Genomic DNA, 22,801 nt, shown 5'->3' with positions numbered 1-22,801 from the left:
CTAACATGCAACGGCAAAAGGCCAACCCCCATATGTTACCAAATGGCTTTTACTACCAAGCAAAAGCGTTAAGTGCGCAAAAAAGTCTCGATTTATTCTACTATTTACGCGACTCACTGACTTGGCAGCAACCAAAAACGACCGTGTTTGGGAAAACGAACCCCATTCCACGTATGCAATGTTTTATTGCTGATGCTGGTGTACGTTACGGTTATTCTGGTTCGACATTAAATGTTGAACCATGGCCTGATGTATTAGATGCCATGCGACAGCGATTAAATAAACAATTTGATGTTGGATTTAATGCCTTATTAGTTAACTTATACCGTGATGGGAATGATTGCATGGGCTGGCACGCCGATGATGAAGCAGAACTTGGCCATGAGCCTATTATTGTATCGATTTCATTAGGGGCTGAACGAGTATTTAAAATAAAACATAAAGTAACCAAGGAAGTCACTTCGCTTACGTTACACAGCGGGAGTTGCTTGGTTATGAATGGACTTAGCCAGCAACAATATCTACATGCGCTTCCTAAACAAACACGTTTGGCACACCCTCGAATCAACTTAACTTTTCGAACAATTTTTCAAAAATGAATATTTGTTGGCCTTTATAGTAGTGGCCTTGATATAGTAAGCACATAAATAACCAGTAAAATATGAGTGTTTTATGTCAATGCAACAACAGATTGAAAGCAAGTTAGCTGATGCGATTGCGTGTAAGCACCTTAATGTGGTGAACGAAAGCCATATGCATAGTCGTGGTAGCGATTCACACTTTAAAGTAATTGTAGTAAGTGAAGAGTTTAGCGGTAAACGTTTATTGCAACGCCATCGTCAAATTAATGAAGTGCTAAAAGATGAGTTAGCGAATCATATTCATGCATTGGCTATCCATACTTTTACGCCTGATGAATTTACAGAGCAAAGTGGTCAGGTTGCTGACTCACCGACTTGTTTAGGTGGCTCTAAATTAGATTAGCGGCAAGGTCTGAGAGTACACAAAACTCATCAGACCTGTATTTTTACAATTAGCCTTTAAACTAGCGCTAATTTTTATTGAGATAAATATAGGATGATCAATGGTCATTAAGCCTAAAATTCGCGGTTTCATTTGTACTAACGCCCACCCAGTAGGTTGTGCAGAGCACGTACAAGAACAAATTAACTATGTAAAACAACAAGGCGCATTAAAAAATGCCCCTAAAAATGTATTAGTTATCGGTGCTTCAACTGGCTATGGCCTTGCATCTCGTATTACTGCTGCATTTGGTGGCGGTGCTAAAACTTTAGGTATTTTTTTCGAAAAAGAAGGTACTGAGCGTAAAACCGGTTCTGCAGGTTGGTATAATACTGCTGCATTTCAAGCGGCCGCAGACGCTGAAGGTTTATGGTCAAAAAATATTAATGGCGATGCGTTCTCTAACGAAATCAAACAAAAAGCGATTGATACAATTAAAGCGGATTTAGGCAAAGTAGACCTAGTTATATACAGCCTTGCATCGCCGCGTCGAACTGATCCAAATACCGGCGAAGTTTACTCATCAACGCTTAAGCCAATTGGTAACTCAGTTACGACTAAAAACTTAAACACCTCAAAACGTGAAATTGATGCTATTACTGTAGAAGCTGCAAACCAAGATGATATTGATAACACTATTAAAGTGATGGGCGGCGAAGACTGGGAAATGTGGATTGATGCATTAAAAGAGGCTGATGTACTAGCTGATAACTTTAAAACCAGTGCTTATACTTATATCGGTAAAGAACTAACATGGCCAATTTACGGTCACGCGACTATTGGTAAAGCGAAAGAAGATTTAGATCGCGCAACCGTAGCAATCAAAGAATCAACTAAAGCATTAAACGGTGAAGCTTATGTATCATCATTAAATGCAGTGGTCACCCAAGCAAGTTCTGCAATTCCTATTATGCCGCTTTATATTTCAGCGCTATTTAAAGTAATGAAAGCGGATGGGACCTATGAAGGCACAATCGAGCAAATTCACGCGTTATTTACTGAGAACCTTTATGGAGACTCACCACGCTTTGATGACGGCGGTCATTTATTCCAAAACTACAAAGAGCTGGAAGATGATGTACAAGCGCGTATTCAAACTGTGTGGGACAGCGTAACCACAGAAACAATAGACGAATTAACTGATTACGTGGGTTACCACAATGAGTTTTTACGTTTATTTGGGTTTGGTATTGATGCTGTTGATTATGAACAAGATGTCGATCCAGTTGCCGCTATAGCTAACATGATTGATTAATTCAGCCATGTTTATTTGAAAAGTCGCTATGGCGACTTTTTTTATTGATAAATTTTACTTTATCGTTATTTAGCGGATTAATTTCCATCCCACCTCGCAAGCAATAGCACTTTGGTCTATATTGAATTTTATTCAAATGCGGCTAATAGGTTAAATAACTGCTCCTGTCGTATAAATTTCATAATTACACTCGCATAGTGACCCTGATTGATGTTAAAATTCGGGCAATATATGTGAGGAATTTTACTGCGTTGCTTGTTTTGTAATTTAAACAGGCGGTTCTTCGTTATCTTGAATTTGGCTTAGGGTTATCAAGAAAAGCGACGTGGTCGGTACGATTTTTCAGTTTCTTTCCGTTAATGTAGTGCAAGTGCGTATGATCAACATAAAAAAAGGTCTGGACTTACCCATAGAGGGCGCGCCTCAGCAAGTTATTCATGATGGTTCTACCGTCAAACGTGTAGCTGTGCTAGGTGAAGAGTTTATTGGTATGCGTCCAACCATGCATGTTCGTGTGGATGACCAAGTTAAAAAAGGCCAGGTACTTTTTGAAGACAAAAAGAACCCAGGTGTATTATTTACTGCTCCAGCTGCTGGTACAGTAAAAGAAATTAATCGTGGTGCAAAACGTGTGCTGCAATCTGTCGTTATTGAAATAAACGGCAGTGAGCAAATCACCTTTGACGCTTTCTCGACTGAGCAACTTTCGAGTCTCGATCGTGAAAAAGCCAAAGAAGTACTAATCCAGTCAGGTCAATGGACAGCATTACGTGCTCGCCCATTCAGCAAAGTAGCGGCTGTGGATGCAAATCCTAGTTCGATCTTTGTGACGGCTATCGACACTAACCCTCTTGCTGCAGATCCTGCAGTGATTATTGCTGAAAATGTACAAGCATTTGAAGCAGGTTTAGCTGTAGTATCACGTCTGACCGATGGTAAGGTATTTGTTTGTAAACAAGCAGGTAGCCAAGTACCTAGCTCATCAATTCCTCAAGTAGAAGTACATGAGTTTGGTGGCGTACATCCGGCTGGCCTTGTTGGCACACATATCCATCACTTAGATCCAGTATCGGTAAGCAAGCAAGTTTGGCATATCGGTTACCAAGACGTTATTGCCTTTGGTCACTTATTCCTAACTGGTGAAATTAGCACAGACCGTGTGATTTCTCTTGCTGGTCCGCGTGTTAAAAACCCACGTTTAGTGAAAACTCAACTGGGTGCTGCTTTAGATGATTTAGTTGCAGGCGAATTAGAAGACGGCGATAACCGTGTTATCTCTGGCTCTGTTTTAGCGGGCGCTACTTCACAAGGTCCTCAAGCATTCTTAGGTCGTTACCACATTCAAGTATCGGTATTACTTGAAGGTCGCGAAAAAGAGTTGTTTGGTTGGATTGCTCCAGGCACAGATAAATTCTCTGTAACACGTACTTTCTTATCACACCTAACACCGAGTCGTTTATTTAAAATGACAACGTCAACAGGTGGTTCAAAACGTGCCATGGTACCACTTGGTAGCTATGAGCGTGTTATGCCTTTAGATATTTTGCCAACGCCTTTATTACGTGACTTAATTGCCCGTGATTTGGATAGTGCAATTTCATTAGGGGCGCTTGAACTTGATGAAGAAGATTTAGCGTTATGTACCTTCGTTTGTCCAGGCAAATACGAGTATGGTTCAATCCTACGCGATTGCTTGACTACGATCGAGAAGGAAGGCTAGAGAGATGGGTTTAAAGAAATTTCTAGAAGATATCGAGCCGCATTTTGAAGCCGGTGGTAAACATGAAAAGTTTTATGCGCTGTATGAAGCAGCTGCAACTATTTTTTATACCCCTGGTCACGTAAATAAAGGCGCGACACACGTTCGTGATAACATCGACCTAAAACGCATGATGATTTTAGTGTGGATGGCGACGTTCCCTGCAATGTTTTTTGGTATGTTCAATATCGGTCATCAGGCCGCTGGTGCATTAGCACAAGGTTTTGAACTAGCAAATTCTTGGCAAGTTGGCCTGTTCCAGATATTTGGTGGTGAATTAACTGCTGAATCCGGCTGGGGCGCTAAAATGTTTTATGGCGCATGTTTCTTCCTACCTATTTACGCAGTTACATTTGCTGTAGGTGGTTTCTGGGAAGTTATATTTGCTTCAGTGCGTAAGCATGAAATTAACGAAGGTTTCTTCGTAACGTCTGTGTTATTCGCGCTTATCCTACCTGCAACCATTCCTTTATGGCAAGTTGCACTAGGTATTACATTCGGTGTAGTAATCGCTAAAGAAATCTTTGGTGGTACTGGTCGTAACTTCTTAAACCCTGCATTAGCGGGTCGTGCGTTTTTATTCTTCGCATACCCTGCACAAATTTCAGGTGACACAGTATGGACAGCAGTAGATTCATTCTCTGGTGCAACTATGCTAGGTCAAGCGTTTGTTGGTTCACTTGATTACAGCAACATGGCTCTTTGGTGGGATGCGTTTTATGGTTTCATTCAAGGTTCAGTAGGTGAGACATCTACACTTGCATTGCTAGTTGGTGGCTTATTCCTCATTTACGTACGTATTGCTTCATGGCGCATCGTGCTAGGTGTGTTCTTGGGTATGGTGGCAACAGCATTCTTATTAAACGCTGTTGGTTCTGATACTAACCCAGTATTTGCAATGCCTTGGCATTGGCACTTTGTACTTGGTGGTTTTGCTTTTGGTATGTTCTTTATGGCGACAGACCCTGTGTCTGCAGCATTTACTGACAAAGCAAAGTTCGCATATGGCGCACTAATTGGTGTGATGGTAGTAATGATCCGTGTAATTAACCCTGCATTCCCTGAGGGTATGATGCTAGCAATCTTATTTGCTAACTTATTTGCACCATTGTTCGATCACTTCGTAGTGCAAGCTAATATCAAGCGGAGGTTGGCACGTAATGTCTAGTAATAACGAATCAATCGGCAAAACGCTAAGCGTTGTTGTAGCACTATGTTTAGTGTGTGCAATCATCGTATCGTTTGCTTCAGTTCAGCTTCGCCCTTTACAGCAAGCTAACAAAACGCAAGATATTCAAAAAAATATCTTGGCAGCTGCGGGCATTGATGTGTCTGGTTCTGTATCAGAAACTTTTAAAGCTAAGATCGAAACTCGCCTAGTTAATATGGAAACAGGTGAGTCTCAAACTGGCGAAGCAGTTCAGGCTAAAATCGACGCTTTCGATTTTGAAAAAAGCAAGTTTGATCAAAAAATTAGCTTTGCATTAAAAGCAGAGGGCATTAAGGATATCGCTGGTATTCAGCGTATGACTCATGAGTCTCCTGCATATATCTCGAAAAAAGCAGACGGTTCTACAGATGCTATCATTTTACCAATCCAAGGTTATGGCCTTTGGGGTATTATGTATGGTTTCTTAGCGCTTGAAAGCGATGGCGAGACAATTAAAGATATTAACTTTTATAAGCACGGTGAAACACCAGGTCTAGGTGGGGAAATTCAAAATCCACAATGGACTGCTAAATGGGGTGGCAAAGAGCTACCTATTGATGTAGTAAAAAGCGGCGCTAAAAATGATCATCAAATTGATGGTTTATCTGGTGCAACTTTAACTTCAAATGGTGTTGATCACACAGTTGACTTTTGGACTGGCGAAAACGGCTTTGGTCCTTTCCTTGCGAGAGTACGTGAAGGAGCGTTGAAATAATGGCTGATACTAAAGAAATGAAGTCGGTCCTATTTGGTCCGGTACTGGCAAATAACCCAATCGCATTACAAGTACTTGGTATTTGTTCTGCGCTTGCGGTAACGTCGAGCTTAAAAAATGCTTTAATCATGTCAATCGCATTGACCTTGGTAACAGCGTTCTCAAGCTTCTTTATCTCAATTATTCGTAACCAGATCCCGTCATCTGTACGTATTATCGTGCAAATGACCATTATTGCATCATTGGTAATCGTTGTTGACCAAGTATTACAAGCCTTCTCTTATGCTACGGCGAAAGAGTTGTCTGTATTCGTTGGTCTAATCATTACTAACTGTATCGTGATGGGTCGTGCAGAAGCATACGCAATGAAGTCGCCGCCAGTAATGTCGTTCCTTGATGGTATCGGTAATGGCTTAGGTTACTCAGTAGTGTTACTGACTGTTGGCTTTATTCGTGAACTATTTGGTAAAGGGTCATTATTTGGTGTTGAAATCATCCCTCTTGTACAAGATGGTGGTTGGTATCAACCTATGGGTCTATTGATTTTACCGCCTAGTGCATTCTTCATCATTGGTTTATTCATTTGGGTACTTCGTACTTATAAGAAAGACCAAGTAGAAGCGAAAGGGTAAGGGGCAGACTGTGGAACATTATATTAGTTTATTCGTAAAAGCAGTTTTCATTGAAAACTTAGCTTTGGCCTTCTTCCTAGGTATGTGTACTTTCCTTGCAGTATCAAAGAAAGTTACAACGTCTATCGGTCTAGGTGTGGCAGTTATCGTGGTATTGGGTATCTCAGTACCAGTTAACAACTTGGTTTATCATGCGGTTCTTGCACCTGGTGCACTTGAGTGGCTTGGTTATCCTGACGCGGATCTTAGCTTTTTACGTTTCTTGACGTTTATCGGTGTTATTGCAGCACTTGTACAAATTCTTGAAATGGCATTAGATAAGTTCTTCCCAGCACTTTATAACGCGTTAGGTATCTTCCTACCATTGATCACAGTTAACTGTGCAATCTTTGGTGCGGTATCTTTCATGGTTGAACGTAACTATAACTTCACTGAATCAGTGGTTTATGGTATCGGTTCTGGTGTGGGTTGGGCGCTAGCAATTACTTTGCTTGCTGGTATCCGTGAGAAAATGAAATATTCAGACGTGCCAGACGGCTTACGTGGTTTAGGTATTACCTTTATCACTGTTGGCTTGATGGGTCTTGGCTTTATGTCATTCTCTGGCATTTCACTTTAATAGGTAGCGAGGATAAATCATGAGTTATGAGATTTTCTTAGGCGTTGGTGTTTTCATCGCTATCGTTGTACTGCTAGTTTTAGTCATCATTGGTGCTAAATCTCAGTTAGTTGCAAGCGGTGACATCATCATTGGCGTAAATGGCGATCCAGACAAAGCCATTACAACATCTGCAGGTACCAAGCTTTTAGGCGCGTTATCTGAGTCAGGTATTTTCGTATCATCTGCATGTGGTGGCGGTGGGTCTTGTGGTCAGTGTCGTGTACACATTCATTCTGGTGGCGGCGATATCTTACCAACTGAACTAGATCACATCTCTAAAGGTGAAGCCCGTGAAGGCTGTCGTTTAGCGTGTCAGGTAAATGTTAAAAATGACATGGAAATTGAACTTGAAGAGTCAATTTTCGGTGTTAAAAAATGGGATTGTGAAGTTATTTCTAACGATAACAAAGCAACTTTCATTAAAGAGCTTAAACTACAGATCCCTGATGGCGAGTCAGTACCGTTTCGTGCCGGTGGTTATATTCAGATTGAAGCCCCTGCGCATCACGTTAAATATGCTGATTTCGATGTACCAGAAGAGTATCGTGGCGATTGGAACCATTTTGGTTTCTTCAAGCTGGAGTCAAAAGTAGACGAAGAAACAATTCGTGCTTACTCAATGGCTAACTACCCAGAAGAAGAAGGCATCATCATGCTTAACGTGCGTATCGCTGCGCCGCCGCCAAGAGATTTAAGCTTACCTTGTGGTAAAATGTCATCGTACATTTGGTCACTTAAAGAAGGTGATAAAGTAACTATCTCTGGTCCATTTGGTGAGTTCTTTGCAAAAGATACTGATGCTGAAATGGTATTTGTAGGTGGTGGTGCTGGTATGGCACCTATGCGTTCACACATCTTTGACCAACTTAAGCGTTTGAACTCTAAGCGTAAGATGAGTTTCTGGTATGGTGCACGTTCTAAGCGTGAAATGTTCTATGTTGAAGATTTTGACGGCCTAGCGGCTGAAAATGATAACTTCGTATGGCATACCGCGCTTTCAGATCCACAACCAGAAGATAACTGGGAAGGCTATACTGGCTTTATCCATAACGTGTTATTTGAGAACTATCTTAAAGATCACGAAGCGCCAGAAGATTGTGAGTTCTACATGTGTGGTCCTCCAATGATGAACGCCGCTGTTATCACTATGTTGAAAGACTTAGGTGTTGAAGACGAAAATATCTTACTAGATGATTTCGGTGGCTAACACCCGTATCAAAACAGTTTAGTTTTGGTTAGAATATCAGCCTCGTAGCAATATATGTTACGGGGCTTTTTTATTTCCATTACTTAAGTAGGCTGCTATGAATAGAGTTTTTCACCGACAAGGCATGATTGCCATCTTTTTTCTTACCCTCACTTTACTCATTAGTGGCTGTGGCCAAAATGATGAGCCCCAAGAGTTATACCTTGAAGGTAAAACTATGGGTACTACTTACCATATTAAGGTCTTCGCCAAGCAACAAAAGCTGGATTCATTAAATTTATTACCAGAAGTAACTCTGTTGCTCAAAGATATAAATCAATCAATGTCGACTTATATTGATGATTCTGAAATCAACACTTTTAATCGTCTTCCCGCTGGTCAAGTTATGCCTATTAGCCGTGATTTTAGAGCAGTTGTAAGCGAGTCCATCCGCTTAGGAGAGTCTACTAAGACTCTTGATGTGACTATGGGGCCACTGATTGATTTATGGGGTTTTGGTCCTGATAAAAAACCAACAAAACGTCCAACAGATGAAGAACTCGCAGCCATGGTTGCACAAATTGGGGTTGATAAACTAATACTGACTGAGCAAGGCCTGGCGAAAACAGTAGCGGGGTTAGAATTATCATTTTCTTCTACTGCAAAGGGTTATGGGATAGATAAAGTAGCTGAATTATTAGAAAGCCATGACTTAACTGATTATATGGTTGAGATTGGTGGTGAGTTACGTGTATCAGGTAAAAAACCGAATGATCAAGATTGGCGTATCGCTATTGAGCAACCGGATGCTGAGCCTGGTGTGCGTAAAGTGCACCGTGTATTAGCGCCGGGTAATAACGGCATTGCGACATCGGGTGATTATCGCATTTACTATGAGATGGATGGTATTACCTATAGCCATTTAATTGATCCGGCAACCGGTATGCCAAGTCGCCATGATCTAGTATCGGTTACTGTATTGCATCCATCAGCGATGACAGCTGACGGCCTTGCAACAGCACTGACTGTGATGGGGATGGATAAAGCCAAAGCCTATGCTGAAAAAAATGATTTACCGGTTTATCTGATCGGCAAATCAAAAGATGGCTTAGTGACTTATTCGAGCCCTGCATTTAAACCCTATTTGTAGCGCGGTTTAAATCAGTTTATAATAGCAACAGCTTGGTGATTATCATCAAGCATTATTTTATTGCTGATCAATAGGGGCTAAGCAATGTCACTTTTTCTTCTTACGTTTGGTTTACTGCTTTTAATTGTCGCAGCGATGGCTGTGGGCATGATAGTGCAAAAGAAATCTATGGCCAGCAGCTGTGGTGGTTTAGGCTCTGTAGGCATTGATAAAGCCTGTGATTGTGATGACCCATGCGACAAACGCAAAAAGCGTATGGCAAAAGAGCAAGTTTGGAAAGAAAACCAAATATTATAAGCTCGTGATAGCTAGCAAATATACATTAAAAAGCGCCTCTTTAATAACAGGCGCTTTTTTAATGCCCACTTACGGCTAAAATGTGTCAAGTAATCGACCACTGCGACAATATGTCACACCCAGTGAAGCTCGTATGGACTGTATAATATGATGTATTTCTAATCGTTTATTCACTGCAGGCATTGATTATCAATTAACAACTTAATTAACAACGCAATTAAACTTGGCTGCGAAACTGCGTGCGCTTTTTGATTACGAATTAGCACTAAGTAATAGCCAAGGACGATATGGTGACTTTACACTACTTAGGCTTAAAGCAACTTATGACGTTAATTCGGCACTGATGTTAAGCACGCAAGTTGATAATTTAACTGATGAGTATTATGAATATGTATAGTGGGATGACTCGTAAACTCTGCATAGCCCAGCACAAGGTCGTGCTATATCTGTTGCAATTAAGTTTAAGTATTAATGAGTAAGCAGTTACTCGCGTGGCGCAAGTTGGCAAGGCGACTCCATCTATGGTTGGGGTTAAGCCTTGGCATGTTTTTTGTAATCCTTTGCTTGTCAGGAGCTGCACTTGTTTATTATCCGCAAATAGATACCTGGTTGCATCCGGAATTAGCGAATGCAGCGCAGCAACCGTGTGATTACAACACTGCATTAAAAACATTACGCATGCAGTATCCAGATAAGCTGGGACCGTGGCGGTTTGAAGTGACCCCTGAACAACAATTCATTCCGGCGCGCTATTATAACCCTCAAGAGACTCAAGGGCAGGATTTTGCACCTATGATGGTGTGGTTGTCAGCTGATGGCAGCACCTTGCTCAGACAGTCATTTTGGGGCGATTACCTAGTAACTTGGCTGTATAACTTGCACTTTACTTTACTACTTGGCAGTACAGGGACAATTATTGTCGGTTACCTTGGAATTGGCAGCGCGCTCTTATTACTCACAGGTTTAGTTGCGTGGTGGCCTAAGTCAGGTTTTTGGTTGAGGCAATTGCGTTTTAAGCGCCGCGCTGCTTTATTAGGACGCATGTACGATTGGCATAAAACAATCGGTTTAGTGGTGTTGTTACCCTTGCTTATTCTTACTAGTACCGGTGCGATGCTAGCCTTGCCCAAAGAGACCAATGGCTTGCTTGGCTGGGCACTGGGTAAAGTCGAAAGTGCTGCAAGACCAGCACCACAGTTAACTTTTTCAAACCCGCAAATTAGTGTTACTCAGGCTGTGAAAATAGCACAAACACAACTGCCTAAAGCGCGACTTGCATGGATAGAAACTCCCAGCGTAAACCAAGGCTATTATCGACTGCGCATGCAGGTAAGTGATGATAAATCGACACGTTTTCCAAACAGTTATATTGATATTAATCCGCGCTCAGGTGAGGTAGTGAAGGTCTTCGATCTTAGGCAGCAAGGAACAAGTAACCAAATCAAAAACTGGCTACATCCACTGCATAATGGCAGTGTAGGTGGGCTAAGCCTTAAAGTGCTATGGATCATCGCCTCGTTGGCAAGTTTAGGGTTGGCTTGGCTAGGTTGGTATCGTTATTATCTACGTAAAAATACAGCCAAAAAAGATCGCAAAAAATAACAAGCCCTGAGAACAGGGCTAACGTACTTAAATTTAAAGTTTTATAAGTTGACTACCTAATACGGCGTATTCGATGTGTTTATCGTTGCGTAGTAAAAAGTGTGCTTTAGCTCCACGCTTTAGCATCGCGGTTTAAATCTATTCCTTGCGCATTAAAACGGGTTTGCAGCTGTGCGCCATCGGGATTGACCATAGGAATGATCATCAGTGATAGTTTGTTTTGCCAATTTTCTCGCTATGCATCATTTTTTGTTTCGATTGCATAGCTTAAAAAATCCGTTAATGCGGCACTTGCCGTATTTTCATCACCATGCATTTGGCTCCACATCATAACTTTGATTGGCCCCGAGCCAATATAAAATGCATCAATTGATTTACCTAAATTTTTTCGCTCTATGCTGGGGTGAGTAGCTAGCGTATCTAGTAAAGGATCAAGATCAGCGTGTGTAATCGCTGCTTTGTTTAATCCTTTAATTTGGTGCATTGCGATTGGTGCGGCAGTTAAGCTAAATGAGTAACTAAGTAAGCCAACTAGTATGGTTTTGCGAATCATATTAATATCCTGTTATTCTTATTCTGCAATTTGTTGAGAATATAATATTAAGCTGGATCGGTCCAAAATTATCTTCACTTTAAGTGAAATCATTTTCCATATATATGATGCTTAGCGGGCTTTATTTTCAATTGATTGTTTATTATAAAATAATATCTTTTGATAAAGTTTTTTGTGAACATTTAAGTTGATTTTAGGGCTAAAATTTAGACTAAAGTCTATGAGTTAATTTTTTTCATCTATCAGATTTATTTTTATCAGTTGTAAGCTTTGAGCTATTACACTAAATTTAGTTTCAAGGAAGCGAAATGAACAAGCCGCTTACAAAGAATCTTTATAATTGTGTGTGAAGATGTTGTCAAAGGCGGTTCAAGTTTAGTACAAACTGGGCTTGAACTGTTTTTATTTTACTGCCACATGATTGGACGAACTGAAAGTTTGTCACTGAATTACAGTGTTTATTGAACAACGCTAAAACTGAATCTTTATAATTGTGTGTGAAGATGTTGTCAAAAAGACAGTTCAAGTTTAGTTAACCTGAGCTTGAACTGCTTTTATTTACTGCCACGCGATTAAATGAACTTATTGTTCATCAGTGAATCTACAATACGTATTGAAAAATATTAGAACCGAATCTTTATAATTGTGTGTGAAGATGTTGTCAAAAAGACGACTCAAGTTAGGGGATAACTTGGCTTGAGTTGCTTTTTATTTTAACCGACATGCAGTTAGATGGCGAAGCAGCCAATACCAAATTCAATAGCGAATACGCTATTAAACGAATCTTTATAATTGTGTGTGAAGATGTTGTCAAAAAGACGACTCAAGTTAGGGGATAACTTGGCTTGAGTTGCTTTTTATTTTAACCGATACGCAGTTAGATGGCGAAGCAGCCAATACCAAATTCAATAGCGAATACGCTATTAAACGAATCTTTATAATTGTGTGTGAAGATGTTGTCAAAAAGACGACTCAAGTTAGGGGATAACTTAGCTTGAGTTGCTTTTTATTTTATAAAAGCCGCCAATTATCATTTAAGTTATTTTTAAAGCGCCAGTATGGCGCTTTTTTTATAGCTGTAATTCAATATATTAATAAAAAGTTAGCCCGCTATGTTGTTTTATACTTGTAGCTTGTGTTGACTTTGTTATAATCATCCCGAAATTTCAGTAATTACTGAAACTTTATTGATGAAGATCATAACAACGAAGTGGAAAATAGCGTAAAGCCAATCTCTTTACTTCGTAATATATAACCAATAAGGCCATATACGTTTGAATTCGCAAAATTGTCCGCCAGCAAAAACGCACTCTACGCTTAGTAGATGGCAGTTGCGTGCGCGTGCACTTTTTGCCGGACGAGAGCTATTTTCTGTATTAGTTATTTTATTAATTAATTCAGCCATGCTGGTAAATGGTAGTATTGAAGATGCGACAGAGCTAAAAAGCTTATTAACTGAAGGGGCTGTATATGAGTCATCTTTAATTAATGTATTGGGCTTTTTGGCATATCCAGTTGTGTCGTGCCAGTTACTCATTGGTTTATGTTGGTTGATTTTTCACTTTTTCCCAGCGCGTCGTGCTGGGGTTATTTTACGCAAAGCAGCCTTTGCTTTTCGTCAAACAAAAACATCTTTAGTAGTACACAGCGCTCATGGTTGTCGTGCTCCACCTCTTGTTAATGGTTGAACGCTACTCGTTATAGATAGTTTGGCTTTTTAACTAATCTGCTGATTCTGTCCGCTGTAATAACGCTTAGCCGCAGTGTACCTGCGATTCAACCAACACCCTCAAATTCCTTTATTGCTTTTTTGATGCTTAGTATTTTTTATGGCGCTAAAAAGTTACCTGAGGAATATTCAAACCGTTGTTTTTACGCTTTTATTTAGAGTTGTAGGGGCAGCACATATCAAATTTTAGGTTGTAGGATAGTCCTTTGTTAATTCGAAACCTCTGTAATATTGCTCTGGGCACAACTGTGCTCGCACTGACTGGCTGTAAAGGCGGGGTGCTTGATCCAAAAGGGCAAGTTGGGATAGATGAAAAAAATCTGATCATCATTGCCACTGTGCTGATGTTAATTGTGGTTATTCCTGTGATTGTGATGACCTTGTACTTTGCGTGGAAATATCGTGATGGCCAAGAGCAGCAAATTTATGCGCCAAAATGGGCACACTCAGGAAAAATTGAAGCCGCAGTCTGGGCCATTCCTATTGTGATAGTGATTGTACTGGGTGTCATTACTTGGCAATCAACGCAACAGCTTGACCCTTATAAACCGCTTGAAGGTAAAGGCAAACACTTAACAGTTGAAGTGGTATCACTGAATTGGAAATGGCTGTTTATTTATCCTGAGCAAGGTATTGCTACGGTTAATGAATTGGTATTTCCAGCCAATGTACCGGTGGAATATAAAATCACCTCAGAAAGTACCATGAACTCATTTTTCATCCCACAACTAGGTAGCCAAATCTACTCGATGGCGGGCATGGAAACTAAGTTGCATTTAATTGCTAATGAACCGGGTACGTTTAAAGGCTTTTCTGCTAACTACAGCGGTGCAGGTTTTACTGGTATGAAATTTAATGCCATAGCTACGCCAACGCAAGCTGACTTTGATACGTGGGTAAACAAGGTGAAAAGCCAAGCTAATACGCTCACTAAAGCGAATTATGATGCACTGGCATTACCGAGTGAAAACAACCCGGTGACTTATTTTGCTGATGTTGATGATGGCTTGTTCCACACCATCATTATGAAATATATGCAAGCACATGGTGATATGAACAAAATGCACAGTGCAATGCCTGAGCACAGCGGTCATGAAAATCACACAATGCACAGCGAGGGCGAGGAATAATTATGTCGTTATTTGGAAAATTATCGTTAGATGCCATTCCGTTTCATGAACCTATTTTGATGGTGACAATGGCGGTAGTAGTGATTGCAGGGGCATTGATTGCAGCTTTAGTCACAAAATATAAAAAATGGGGGGTGCTATGGCACGACTGGATCACCTCAATCGATCATAAACGCTTAGGTGTGATGTACATTATCCTTGCCTTGATCATGCTGTTTCGTGGTTTCTCAGATGCCATTATGATGCGGGCACAATTGGCGCTTGCTACAGGAGGCGCAACGGGTTATTTGCCGCCAGAGCATTATGACCAAATCTTCACCGCGCATGGGGTGATCATGATCATCTTTATGGCGATGCCATTTATGATTGGTCTAATGAACATTGTATTGCCACTGCAAATTGGTGCGCGCGATGTAGCATTTCCGTTTTTAAATAATCTAAGTTTTTGGCTTACTGCCGGTGGTGCAATATTAATTAATATTTCATTGTTCTGTGGTGAATTTGCAAAAACAGGTTGGGTGGCTTATCCGCCGCTATCGGAGATGTCTTTTAGCCCTGGAGTCGGGGTCGATTATTATATTTGGGCACTGCAAATATCAGGTATTGGTACACTATTAACGGCAGTAAACTTTTTAGTAACAGTGTTTAAAATGCGTGCCCCTGGTATGCGTTTAATGCAAATGCCAATTTTTACCTGGACATGTACATGGGCAAATATCTTAATTGCTGCGTCATTCCCAATCTTAACTGCGGTGTTGACTATGTTAACGCTAGACCGTTATTTAGATTTCCACTTCTTTACTAATGAAGCTGGCGGTAACGCCATGATGTACATCAACCTGTTCTGGGCTTGGGGTCATCCTGAAGTGTATATCTTGATTTTACCTGCGTTTGGTATTTTCTCTGAAGTTATCTCGACCTTTACTGGTAAACGTTTATTTGGTTATAAATCTATGGTTTATGCCAGCGGTGCAATTTCTATCTTAGGTTTTATTGTTTGGTTACACCATTTCTTCACTATGGGGTCCAGTGCTAATGTTAATGCCTTCTTTGGCGTAATGACCATGGTCATTGCGGTGCCCACCGGAGTGAAACTGTTTAACTGGTTATTTACTATTTATCGTGGTCGTTTACGCATCACAGTTCCTGTACTTTGGACACTTGGCTTTATGGTGACCTTTACCATCGGCGGGATGACAGGGGTACTACTAGCAATCCCAGGTGCTGATTATGTATTACACAACAGCCTATTCCTGATTGCACATTTTCATAACACCATCATCGGCGGTGCGGTATTTGGATACTTGGCTGGTTTCGCATTTTGGTTCCCGAAAGCAATGGGCTTTAAACTTCACGAAGGTTGGGGCAAGGCGTCTTTCTGGTGTTGGTTAATTGGTTTCTTTGTTGCATTTATGCCGTTATACGTACTTGGTTTCTTAGGTATGACACGTCGCTTAAACCACACCAATAACCCAGATTGGAATATCTGGTTGTACATTGCCTTTGTCGGTGCGGTGATCATTATGTTTGGTATTTTGTTCCAAGTTGTACAGCTTATTGTGAGCTTTAAAAATCGCGAAGCATTAAAAGATACAACCGGCGATCCGTGGAATGGACACACACTTGAGTGGTCAACATCGTCACCACCACAATACTATAACTTCGCTACTATACCGCATGTACACGATATCGATACTTGGACTGATATGAAAGAAAAAGGCCAAGCGTATCAACAACAAGCAAGCTATGCGCCTATTCATATGCCAAAAAATACTTCGGCAGGGGTGATGATGAGTGCGTGTTTTACCACATTCTGTTTTGCCATGATTTGGCATATTTGGTGGTTGGCAATTGTCGGTGTTATTGCTGGCATCACGGTATTCTTTAAGCGCTGTTACACCAGTGATGTTGATTACTACGTGCAACCAGAAGAAATTCTTGAAATTGAAAGTGCACATAATAAAAGTGCAACAACATTTAACCAAGGTAAGGAGTTCAGCGCATGAGTGCTACCTCTGCAGATATAAATATCATCAATCATGATGCCCATGCTCACGAGCATCATGATACTGGTGGCGATACGGTATTTGGTTTTTGGCTTTACTTAATGACCGACTGCTTATTGTTTGCCTCATTTTTTGCAACCTACGCTGTGCTTTATATGAATACAGCGGGTGGCGTATCTGGCAAAGATATTTTTGAACTGGACTTTGTAGCGGTTGAAACTGCTGCATTGCTACTAAGTAGTATCACTTTTGGTTTTGCGATGATCTCAGCTCATGCGCAAAAGAAGGCCGCTACATTAACGTGGCTGGCAATTACTTTTGCTTTTGGTGCTGTGTTTATTGGTATGGAAATTTATGAATTTCATCATTTAATTGCCCATGGTAATGGCCCGCAGCGCAGCGCATTTTTAACCTCGTTCTTCTCTCTAGTAGGCTTACACGGTATGCACGTAACCGCTGGTCTGATTTGGATGGCGACGATGATGTTCGAAGTGTCACGTCGTGGTTTAAACCCAGCAACCGTTACACGTTTAAGTTGCTTAAGTTTGTTTTGGCACTTTTTAGATGTGGTATGGATCTGCGTATTTACCGTTGTTTACTTAATGGGAGTGATGTAATGAGCCACAGTGAATCACATGTATTTAATGAGCTACATACACAAAGCCATAGTGATGCTTCACATGGCAGTGTTAAAGACTATTTAATAGGTTTTGTTTTATCAATCATTCTAACGGCCATTCCATTTTGGGCGGTGATGAGCGGTACATTGTCAAAACCAACCACATTTGCCTGTGTTGTCGTAATGGCCATTGTGCAAATTTGGGTGCATTTAAAATACTTCTTGCACCTGAACTTTACCACCGAAGACGGTAAAGCCAGTTCGTTATCGTTCATCTTCAGTGCGCTGATCATCGTTATGGTGGTTGGCCTGTCTGTATGGATCATCTACGAATCGAACGCCATGATGATGTACTAGCCCCAGCTAGTACGTTTTCGTAAAGCAAAGAATAGGGGAACTGCAGATGTTTCGTCGTTATTTAAAGGTCACTAAGCCCGGCATTATCATGGGCAATTTGATCTCGGTTGCGGGTGGGTTTTTACTCGCCTCGCGTGGTGATATTGATGGCTGGCTAATGCTTGCTACATTAGTTGGCTTATCGCTGGTGGTAGCCTCAGGTTGCGTGATCAATAATGTGATCGACCGTGATATTGATATTCGCATGGCGCGCACGCGAACACGGGTAACCGTTACCGGTGAAATGTCTGCAACCACGGCTTTGCTGCATGGCACAGTACTTGGCTTACTAGGCTTTGCTTTACTAATGGTTTTTACTAACTGGATTGCGGTATTTTTTGCTGTGTTTGGTTATGTCATATACGTGGGTGTTTACAGTTTATATATGAAGCGTCGCTCAGTGTATGGCACGTTTATCGGTAGTTTATCAGGAGCAGTACCACCAGTGGTAGGGTACTGCGCTGTTTCAGCACAGTTTGATGTTGGCGCGTTGATCTTATTAGTAATGTTCAGTTTGTGGCAAATGCCGCACTCTTATGCGATTGCTATTTTTCGCTATAAAGACTACCAAGCTGCGTGTATTCCGGTATTACCGGTAGCGCAAGGTATTGATAAAGCTAAACATCATATTGTGTTGTATATCGCGGTATATGCGTTAGTGGTAATGTTATTAACCATTGGCGGTTATACCGGTATGGCTTTTTTAGCTGTTGCTTGCACTACTAGTTTTTGGTGGTTATTAATGGCGCTGCGAGGTTATCGTCGTAATATTGATATTAGTGGTTGGGCACGCCAAGTATTTGCGTTTTCAATTGTGAATATCACTGCACTGAGTATCGCCATGGCAGTTGATTACCAAAATATTGCCCCGCATCTGTTTGCTTTTAACTAATTACTAAACCGAGTTTATTTCAAAGTTAACCAAAGGCTCTAAGATCTCCGAGGAGCCTTTTTTCATTTTTATAGCACCGCTAATTGATTAACTCAGCAATACTGAGTTTCCCCGCTAACATTAAGCTTTGTTTTATGGCTGCACGTATTTCAGCAGGCTTGTTTTGACTAAGTTTAAAATTGCCACACCAGTGACTAGGAATAAATTCAATAAAGCTTAATTGTTGGTACATTACATGGCGATGCTGTACGGGTACCTCATTAATTTGCCATTTATCTGTAGCATGCTCAGTAAAGTGTTGCTCAAGATGATCGGTTAGTCGTTGCATGATCTGTTCTTTGTGCTGTTGGTCTTTAACAATACGCACTTTAGCTGTCACATAAACACTCGAATAAAGCCAACTAGGTAGGGTTTTATTGTGTGCGTAAGCGGGCGATAAATAGCAATCATCGCCACTAAACAATAGCTTCACTGATTGACCATCAAATGATGACAGGGGATTATATTTGGCCACATGGCCGATAAAAACCTCGCGAGCTGGGTCATATAATAATGGCACGCGGCATATATCATTGAGTTGGTTTTGTGTATTAGGCATTAAAATGGTCGCCAGTGGATAGCTATTTACTAACTGTTGTAATTGCTTGCTATCATGTTGTTGAAAATGGGCCGCTGGGTACATTATAGTTTTCCTTCTAACTGAGATTTTATTGTCGGCCATTGCTCGTCTATAATACTGAACTGAGCGGTGTTTCGGTATGAGCCATCAGCAAGTAACCTGTCTTTATAACTAATGCCTTCAAAGCGCGCGCCAAGGCGTGCTATAGCATTACGCGATTTTTGGTTTTGTTCATGGGTATTAAAAGCAATACGCACTAAGCCTAATTCTTCGAACGCATATTGCAGTAGCAAGTATTTAGCGTGGGTATTTACAAAACTACGTTGCCACTTTTTAGCAATAAATGTGTGGCCAATCTCGGCGCTGCGATTTTGTTTATCTAACCTAAATAAACGTGTAGTACCAAGCACCTGCTTACTTACTTTATCAACTATGGCGTAGACTATTTGTTGTTCGGCATTAAACTGCGCTGTATTGATAAACCAATCATCGAGAATTGCACGGGTTTGGGTGTAATTTATTAAAACCCAACGCCATATTTGTGGATCTTGGCCTGCTTGATATAGCCCCTCGAGGTGGTTTTGTGTCAGTGGCTCTAAAGCCAGCTTACTGGTTTGATGAATGTGTTTTGTAAACATGATAAGCCCCATATTTTGCTATTTATGAATAACAAAGGTACGCTACTTTGGTCAGTAATAAACAACCAGTTTTAGCTTTTTAACTAGACCAGTTTAGAGTGTTTTTGGAGTCGTAATGCAGCCGTTAGTTATTGAATTTGATGAGTCAGAGCCTGCCAAATATTTGCAACTGGCCAGCGCGATACGCAATGCCATAATGCAAGGCAAGCTTGCGCCAGGGGTAAAACTCAGCTCGGCGCGTGTCATGGCAAACACTTATCAGCTCAATCGCCATACAGTGATGAATGCATTGCAATTATTAGTAGCGGAAGGCTGGCTTGAATCTCAGCAGCGCTCAGGTTATCGGATCACCAAGTCATTGCCCATTCAAAGTAGTGTTAGTACCTCAAGTACTCCAATACTGAAAGCAAAACCTTATCAATTTGCTAAAACATTGGCTGTGCCTGCTGCTGGAATGGATTTAACTGCGTATAGATATAACTTTGCTGGTGGCTTGCCTGATCTTGCCAGTTTCCCACAAAAAGAATTTAAACGCTCCGTCAGCCATGTGTGTAATCACTTAGATATCAATCAACTGCATTATGGGCAGGTCAGTGGTAACGAGCAATTAAAAGCTCATATTTGTGATTACTTATACAAAGCGCGTAATTTAAACGTAAGCGATGTATTGATCTGCAATGGCTCGCAAGAAGCACTGTTTTTAATCGCAAAAGCGTTTATAAAAAAAGATGATTTTGTCGCAGTAGAAACGTTAGGTTATCCGCCAGCAAGGCAAGCATTTGCAGCTTGTGGCGCGCAATTGGTTGATATAAAACAAGACGATGAAGGCTTATGTGTTGATGATTTAAAAGCCCAGCTGGAATGTTATCCAATTAAAATGCTGTACTTAACGCCGCTGCACCAATATCCAACTACCGTGACCTTATCGCCAACGCGGCGCTTGCAAATTTATCAACTGTGTTATGCCCATAACGTTATGATCATCGAAGATGACTACGACCATGAATTTCATTATCGCTGTCAGCCATTACAACCCATGGCCGCCGATGACCCCGCGGGCATCGTTATTTACCTATCGACGTTTTCAAAGATTATGTTTTCAGCTGCACGTATCGGTTATATCTGCGCAGCGCCTGAAGTATTAGCGCAATTAATTGCGTGGAAGCAGCTGATGAACCATAAGAACGATGTGATCATGCAATTAGCTGTGGCGCACTGGATGAAAGAAGGTGGCTTTGAACGCCATTTAAAGCGTATGACCAAACTGTATAAACAGCGCTATGAAGCGATGGATGCCTATTTAATAGAGCTACAAGCACTTGGGCATCCTATAGAATATAAAAAGCCCGACGGCGGCATGGCGATGTGGGTCAACTTTAATAAAGACACTCAGCACTTAAAAGCGCAGTTAGCAAAGCAAGGTATATATTTACAAACCCAAGCCGAGTTTTACTTTACCAACTCAGTACGTAGCTTAAAACCCATAAACTATAGCTATGCTCGGCTTGGTTTTGCAGGACAATCGAGTGAGAACATGCAGCAAGGTTTACAGCTTGTAATGCAGGAGTTGTATGCCAGTGTACGAAAATAATATAGTAGAAAGTTAATCATAGATAACTTTATTGCTATTACTTTTGTTATGGCTTTAGTTATTAATTTTTCATAATCTGGATCTATATATAACTTTAAATATTTTATTAATCAGTCGGTTAATCATATAAGAATGTGATTAAAAACTGAGCTAACATGTGGTGGGAGTAGGGGCTATGGACAACAAGTAAGACAGCTTACAGTTGAGTTGCATAAATTGAATTGGGGGGACTTAAATTTACAATGAGATTTAGTGTTCAAATTGAGTACTTGCTTGATGCTATTTTAAGGAACCAGTTCATCTTAGCAACATCAATTACTTCAGTGGATTTAAACCAATTCGAATAAACTAATAAATAAACCTGCTTTATCGGGAATAAAAAATTAAGGGGGGATGATTATAATAGCTTTAACGTGGTTTTTTCTTATAATCCAATTAGTGGTTTTATTGATGACGCTAAAGAGTCATTTTTATATTTATCTTCTACTTTTCATTATAAATACACTTTTTTTATTTTTTTATAGAAAACGTAAGTATGAAGATGACGTATTTTTGCCACTTAGAATTGCTTTTTATTTAGGTTTATCACTTTTAGTATTTGCAATTGCATTTAGAATTTTAATTTTTTTAGAAATTGTTGATTAGAAGAAAAATAAATCGTGTCAGGTCTTTCTTTTTGCCTGTCAACTTATTTGAACTTGAATTAGAGTAAATACCTGTACGTAGCGGTAGTTGGCGCACCTTTAGCTAAAACTTCCGTGGAAACATGACGTGAGGTGACGGCTTCACCAGCGCGAGCTATAACGCTATGGGTAAACCCACGTAAATATTAAAAGATGTGCAAACCCTCAACTTTACTTGTGGCCCGCAACATCAGCGTTTTATGTAAGTGAACGCCAATGACACCACGTATTACAGCGACAAACTTTACGAAGAAGAAATTGACTGCACAAAAACCACGAACAAATAGGGTTCAGCTCACTTGCTTCATAATAGCTTGTCATAATTCCTCAGTGACGGTTTTTCGATGCTGGCATATAAGTAGTGTTATGAAGCAATAAACCTGAATCTGTAATTTCAAAGAGTATAGGTCGAGTGTAAAAAATGATTAATGTAATTTTTGTAATGATGGCAGCAA

At 40.6% G+C, this 22,801-nt stretch carries 23 protein-coding genes; 20 read left to right on the top strand and 3 right to left on the bottom strand.

Features of this window, described 5'->3' with window-relative positions:
- The first annotated feature begins 5 nt into the window (after positions 1-5).
- From H5163_RS06115 to H5163_RS06055, 13 genes are all read left to right on the top strand, one after another.
- Positions 6-599 carry an alpha-ketoglutarate-dependent dioxygenase AlkB gene (locus tag H5163_RS06115; protein ID WP_182734682.1) on the top strand — a complete coding sequence of 198 codons (594 nt, stop codon included), beginning with the start codon at positions 6-8 and terminating at the stop codon, positions 597-599.
- Between the two features lie 73 nt (positions 600-672).
- Positions 673-984, top strand: coding sequence for a BolA family transcriptional regulator (locus tag H5163_RS06110; RefSeq protein ID WP_145241315.1), 312 nt, complete (start codon positions 673-675; stop codon positions 982-984).
- Between the two features lie 100 nt (positions 985-1,084).
- Positions 1,085-2,278: an enoyl-ACP reductase FabV gene (gene fabV / locus H5163_RS06105; protein ID WP_145241317.1), complete on the top strand. Its 1,194-nt coding sequence runs from the start codon at positions 1,085-1,087 to the stop codon at positions 2,276-2,278.
- Between the two features lie 376 nt (positions 2,279-2,654).
- Entirely contained in the window at positions 2,655-3,998 is a 1,344-nt protein-coding gene (locus H5163_RS06100) for a Na(+)-translocating NADH-quinone reductase subunit A (protein ID WP_145241319.1), read from the top strand.
- A gap of 4 nt (positions 3,999-4,002) precedes the next feature.
- A complete protein-coding gene (locus H5163_RS06095) occupies positions 4,003-5,205 on the top strand; it encodes an NADH:ubiquinone reductase (Na(+)-transporting) subunit B (RefSeq protein WP_145241321.1) in 1,203 nt (400 codons plus the stop codon).
- Positions 5,198-5,962 (top strand): Na(+)-translocating NADH-quinone reductase subunit C, encoded by a 765-nt coding sequence (locus tag H5163_RS06090; RefSeq protein WP_145241323.1) that lies wholly within the window; start codon positions 5,198-5,200, stop codon positions 5,960-5,962. The genes H5163_RS06095 and H5163_RS06090 overlap by 8 nt, the downstream gene beginning before the upstream one ends.
- Positions 5,962-6,594 carry an NADH:ubiquinone reductase (Na(+)-transporting) subunit D gene (locus H5163_RS06085; RefSeq protein WP_145241325.1) on the top strand — a complete coding sequence of 211 codons (633 nt, stop codon included), beginning with the start codon at positions 5,962-5,964 and terminating at the stop codon, positions 6,592-6,594. Before H5163_RS06090 ends, H5163_RS06085 begins: the two co-directional genes overlap by 1 nt.
- 10 nt (positions 6,595-6,604) lie before the next feature.
- On the top strand, positions 6,605-7,213 hold the full coding sequence (gene nqrE / locus H5163_RS06080; RefSeq protein WP_145241327.1) for an NADH:ubiquinone reductase (Na(+)-transporting) subunit E: 609 nt from the start codon (positions 6,605-6,607) through the stop codon (positions 7,211-7,213).
- A 19-nt stretch (positions 7,214-7,232) separates the two neighbouring features.
- Positions 7,233-8,462: an NADH:ubiquinone reductase (Na(+)-transporting) subunit F gene (nqrF, locus tag H5163_RS06075; protein ID WP_145241329.1), complete on the top strand. Its 1,230-nt coding sequence runs from the start codon at positions 7,233-7,235 to the stop codon at positions 8,460-8,462.
- 97 nt (positions 8,463-8,559) lie between these two features.
- Positions 8,560-9,591 (top strand): FAD:protein FMN transferase, encoded by a 1,032-nt coding sequence (locus H5163_RS06070; RefSeq protein WP_149982043.1) that lies wholly within the window; start codon positions 8,560-8,562, stop codon positions 9,589-9,591.
- A gap of 84 nt (positions 9,592-9,675) precedes the next feature.
- Positions 9,676-9,888, top strand: coding sequence for a (Na+)-NQR maturation NqrM (nqrM, locus tag H5163_RS06065; RefSeq protein ID WP_149982042.1), 213 nt, complete (start codon positions 9,676-9,678; stop codon positions 9,886-9,888).
- Between the two features lie 223 nt (positions 9,889-10,111).
- Positions 10,112-10,285 carry a TonB-dependent receptor gene (locus H5163_RS06060; RefSeq protein WP_182734680.1) on the top strand — a complete coding sequence of 58 codons (174 nt, stop codon included), beginning with the start codon at positions 10,112-10,114 and terminating at the stop codon, positions 10,283-10,285.
- Positions 10,286-10,359: 74 nt separating this feature from the next.
- Positions 10,360-11,490: a PepSY domain-containing protein gene (locus tag H5163_RS06055; protein ID WP_182734679.1), complete on the top strand. Its 1,131-nt coding sequence runs from the start codon at positions 10,360-10,362 to the stop codon at positions 11,488-11,490.
- A gap of 235 nt (positions 11,491-11,725) precedes the next feature.
- Here H5163_RS06055 and H5163_RS06045 read toward each other — a convergent pair whose 3' ends face one another.
- Positions 11,726-12,043 (bottom strand): hypothetical protein, encoded by a 318-nt coding sequence (locus tag H5163_RS06045; RefSeq protein WP_182734676.1) that lies wholly within the window; start codon positions 12,041-12,043, stop codon positions 11,726-11,728.
- Between the two features lie 1,274 nt (positions 12,044-13,317).
- Here H5163_RS06045 and H5163_RS06040 point away from each other — a divergent pair.
- From H5163_RS06040 to cyoE, 6 genes are all read left to right on the top strand, one after another.
- Positions 13,318-13,731 carry a hypothetical protein gene (locus tag H5163_RS06040; RefSeq protein WP_145241341.1) on the top strand — a complete coding sequence of 138 codons (414 nt, stop codon included), beginning with the start codon at positions 13,318-13,320 and terminating at the stop codon, positions 13,729-13,731.
- A 247-nt stretch (positions 13,732-13,978) separates the two neighbouring features.
- Positions 13,979-14,902: a ubiquinol oxidase subunit II gene (cyoA, locus tag H5163_RS06035; protein WP_145241343.1), complete on the top strand. Its 924-nt coding sequence runs from the start codon at positions 13,979-13,981 to the stop codon at positions 14,900-14,902.
- A gap of 2 nt (positions 14,903-14,904) precedes the next feature.
- Positions 14,905-16,908, top strand: coding sequence for a cytochrome o ubiquinol oxidase subunit I (gene cyoB, locus H5163_RS06030; RefSeq protein ID WP_145241346.1), 2,004 nt, complete (start codon positions 14,905-14,907; stop codon positions 16,906-16,908).
- Positions 16,905-17,525, top strand: coding sequence for a cytochrome o ubiquinol oxidase subunit III (gene cyoC, locus H5163_RS06025; RefSeq protein WP_145241348.1), 621 nt, complete (start codon positions 16,905-16,907; stop codon positions 17,523-17,525). The genes cyoB and cyoC overlap by 4 nt, the downstream gene beginning before the upstream one ends.
- Complete coding sequence (gene cyoD, locus H5163_RS06020) at positions 17,525-17,884, top strand: cytochrome o ubiquinol oxidase subunit IV (protein ID WP_145241350.1); 360 nt, start codon at positions 17,525-17,527, stop codon at positions 17,882-17,884. The genes cyoC and cyoD overlap by 1 nt, the downstream gene beginning before the upstream one ends.
- Before the next feature lie 46 nt (positions 17,885-17,930).
- Positions 17,931-18,815, top strand: a complete 885-nt coding sequence (gene cyoE, locus H5163_RS06015; protein ID WP_182734675.1) for a heme o synthase — start codon at positions 17,931-17,933, stop codon at positions 18,813-18,815.
- A 79-nt stretch (positions 18,816-18,894) separates the two neighbouring features.
- On the opposite strand, the gene H5163_RS06010 is transcribed toward cyoE, so the two are convergent.
- A complete protein-coding gene (locus H5163_RS06010; protein ID WP_182734674.1) occupies positions 18,895-19,497 on the bottom strand; it encodes an FMN-binding negative transcriptional regulator in 603 nt (200 codons plus the stop codon).
- Complete coding sequence (locus H5163_RS06005; protein ID WP_182734673.1) at positions 19,497-20,072, bottom strand: GNAT family N-acetyltransferase; 576 nt, start codon at positions 20,070-20,072, stop codon at positions 19,497-19,499. Before H5163_RS06005 ends, H5163_RS06010 begins: the two co-directional genes overlap by 1 nt.
- Before the next feature lie 115 nt (positions 20,073-20,187).
- Here H5163_RS06005 and H5163_RS06000 point away from each other — a divergent pair, with 115 nt between their 5' ends.
- The gene (locus H5163_RS06000; RefSeq protein ID WP_182734672.1) at positions 20,188-21,663 is read left to right on the top strand and encodes a PLP-dependent aminotransferase family protein; all 1,476 of its coding nucleotides are present in this window, start codon (positions 20,188-20,190) and stop codon (positions 21,661-21,663) included.
- The last annotated feature ends 1,138 nt before the right edge of the window (positions 21,664-22,801 follow it).

Origin of the sequence: Pseudoalteromonas sp. SG44-8, assembly GCF_014164125.1 — a bacterium.
GTDB lineage: Bacteria > Pseudomonadota > Gammaproteobacteria > Enterobacterales > Alteromonadaceae > Pseudoalteromonas > Pseudoalteromonas rhizosphaerae.
Note: the sequence above shows the minus strand (reverse complement) of the source record. Positions and strands in the feature narration are given on the sequence as shown.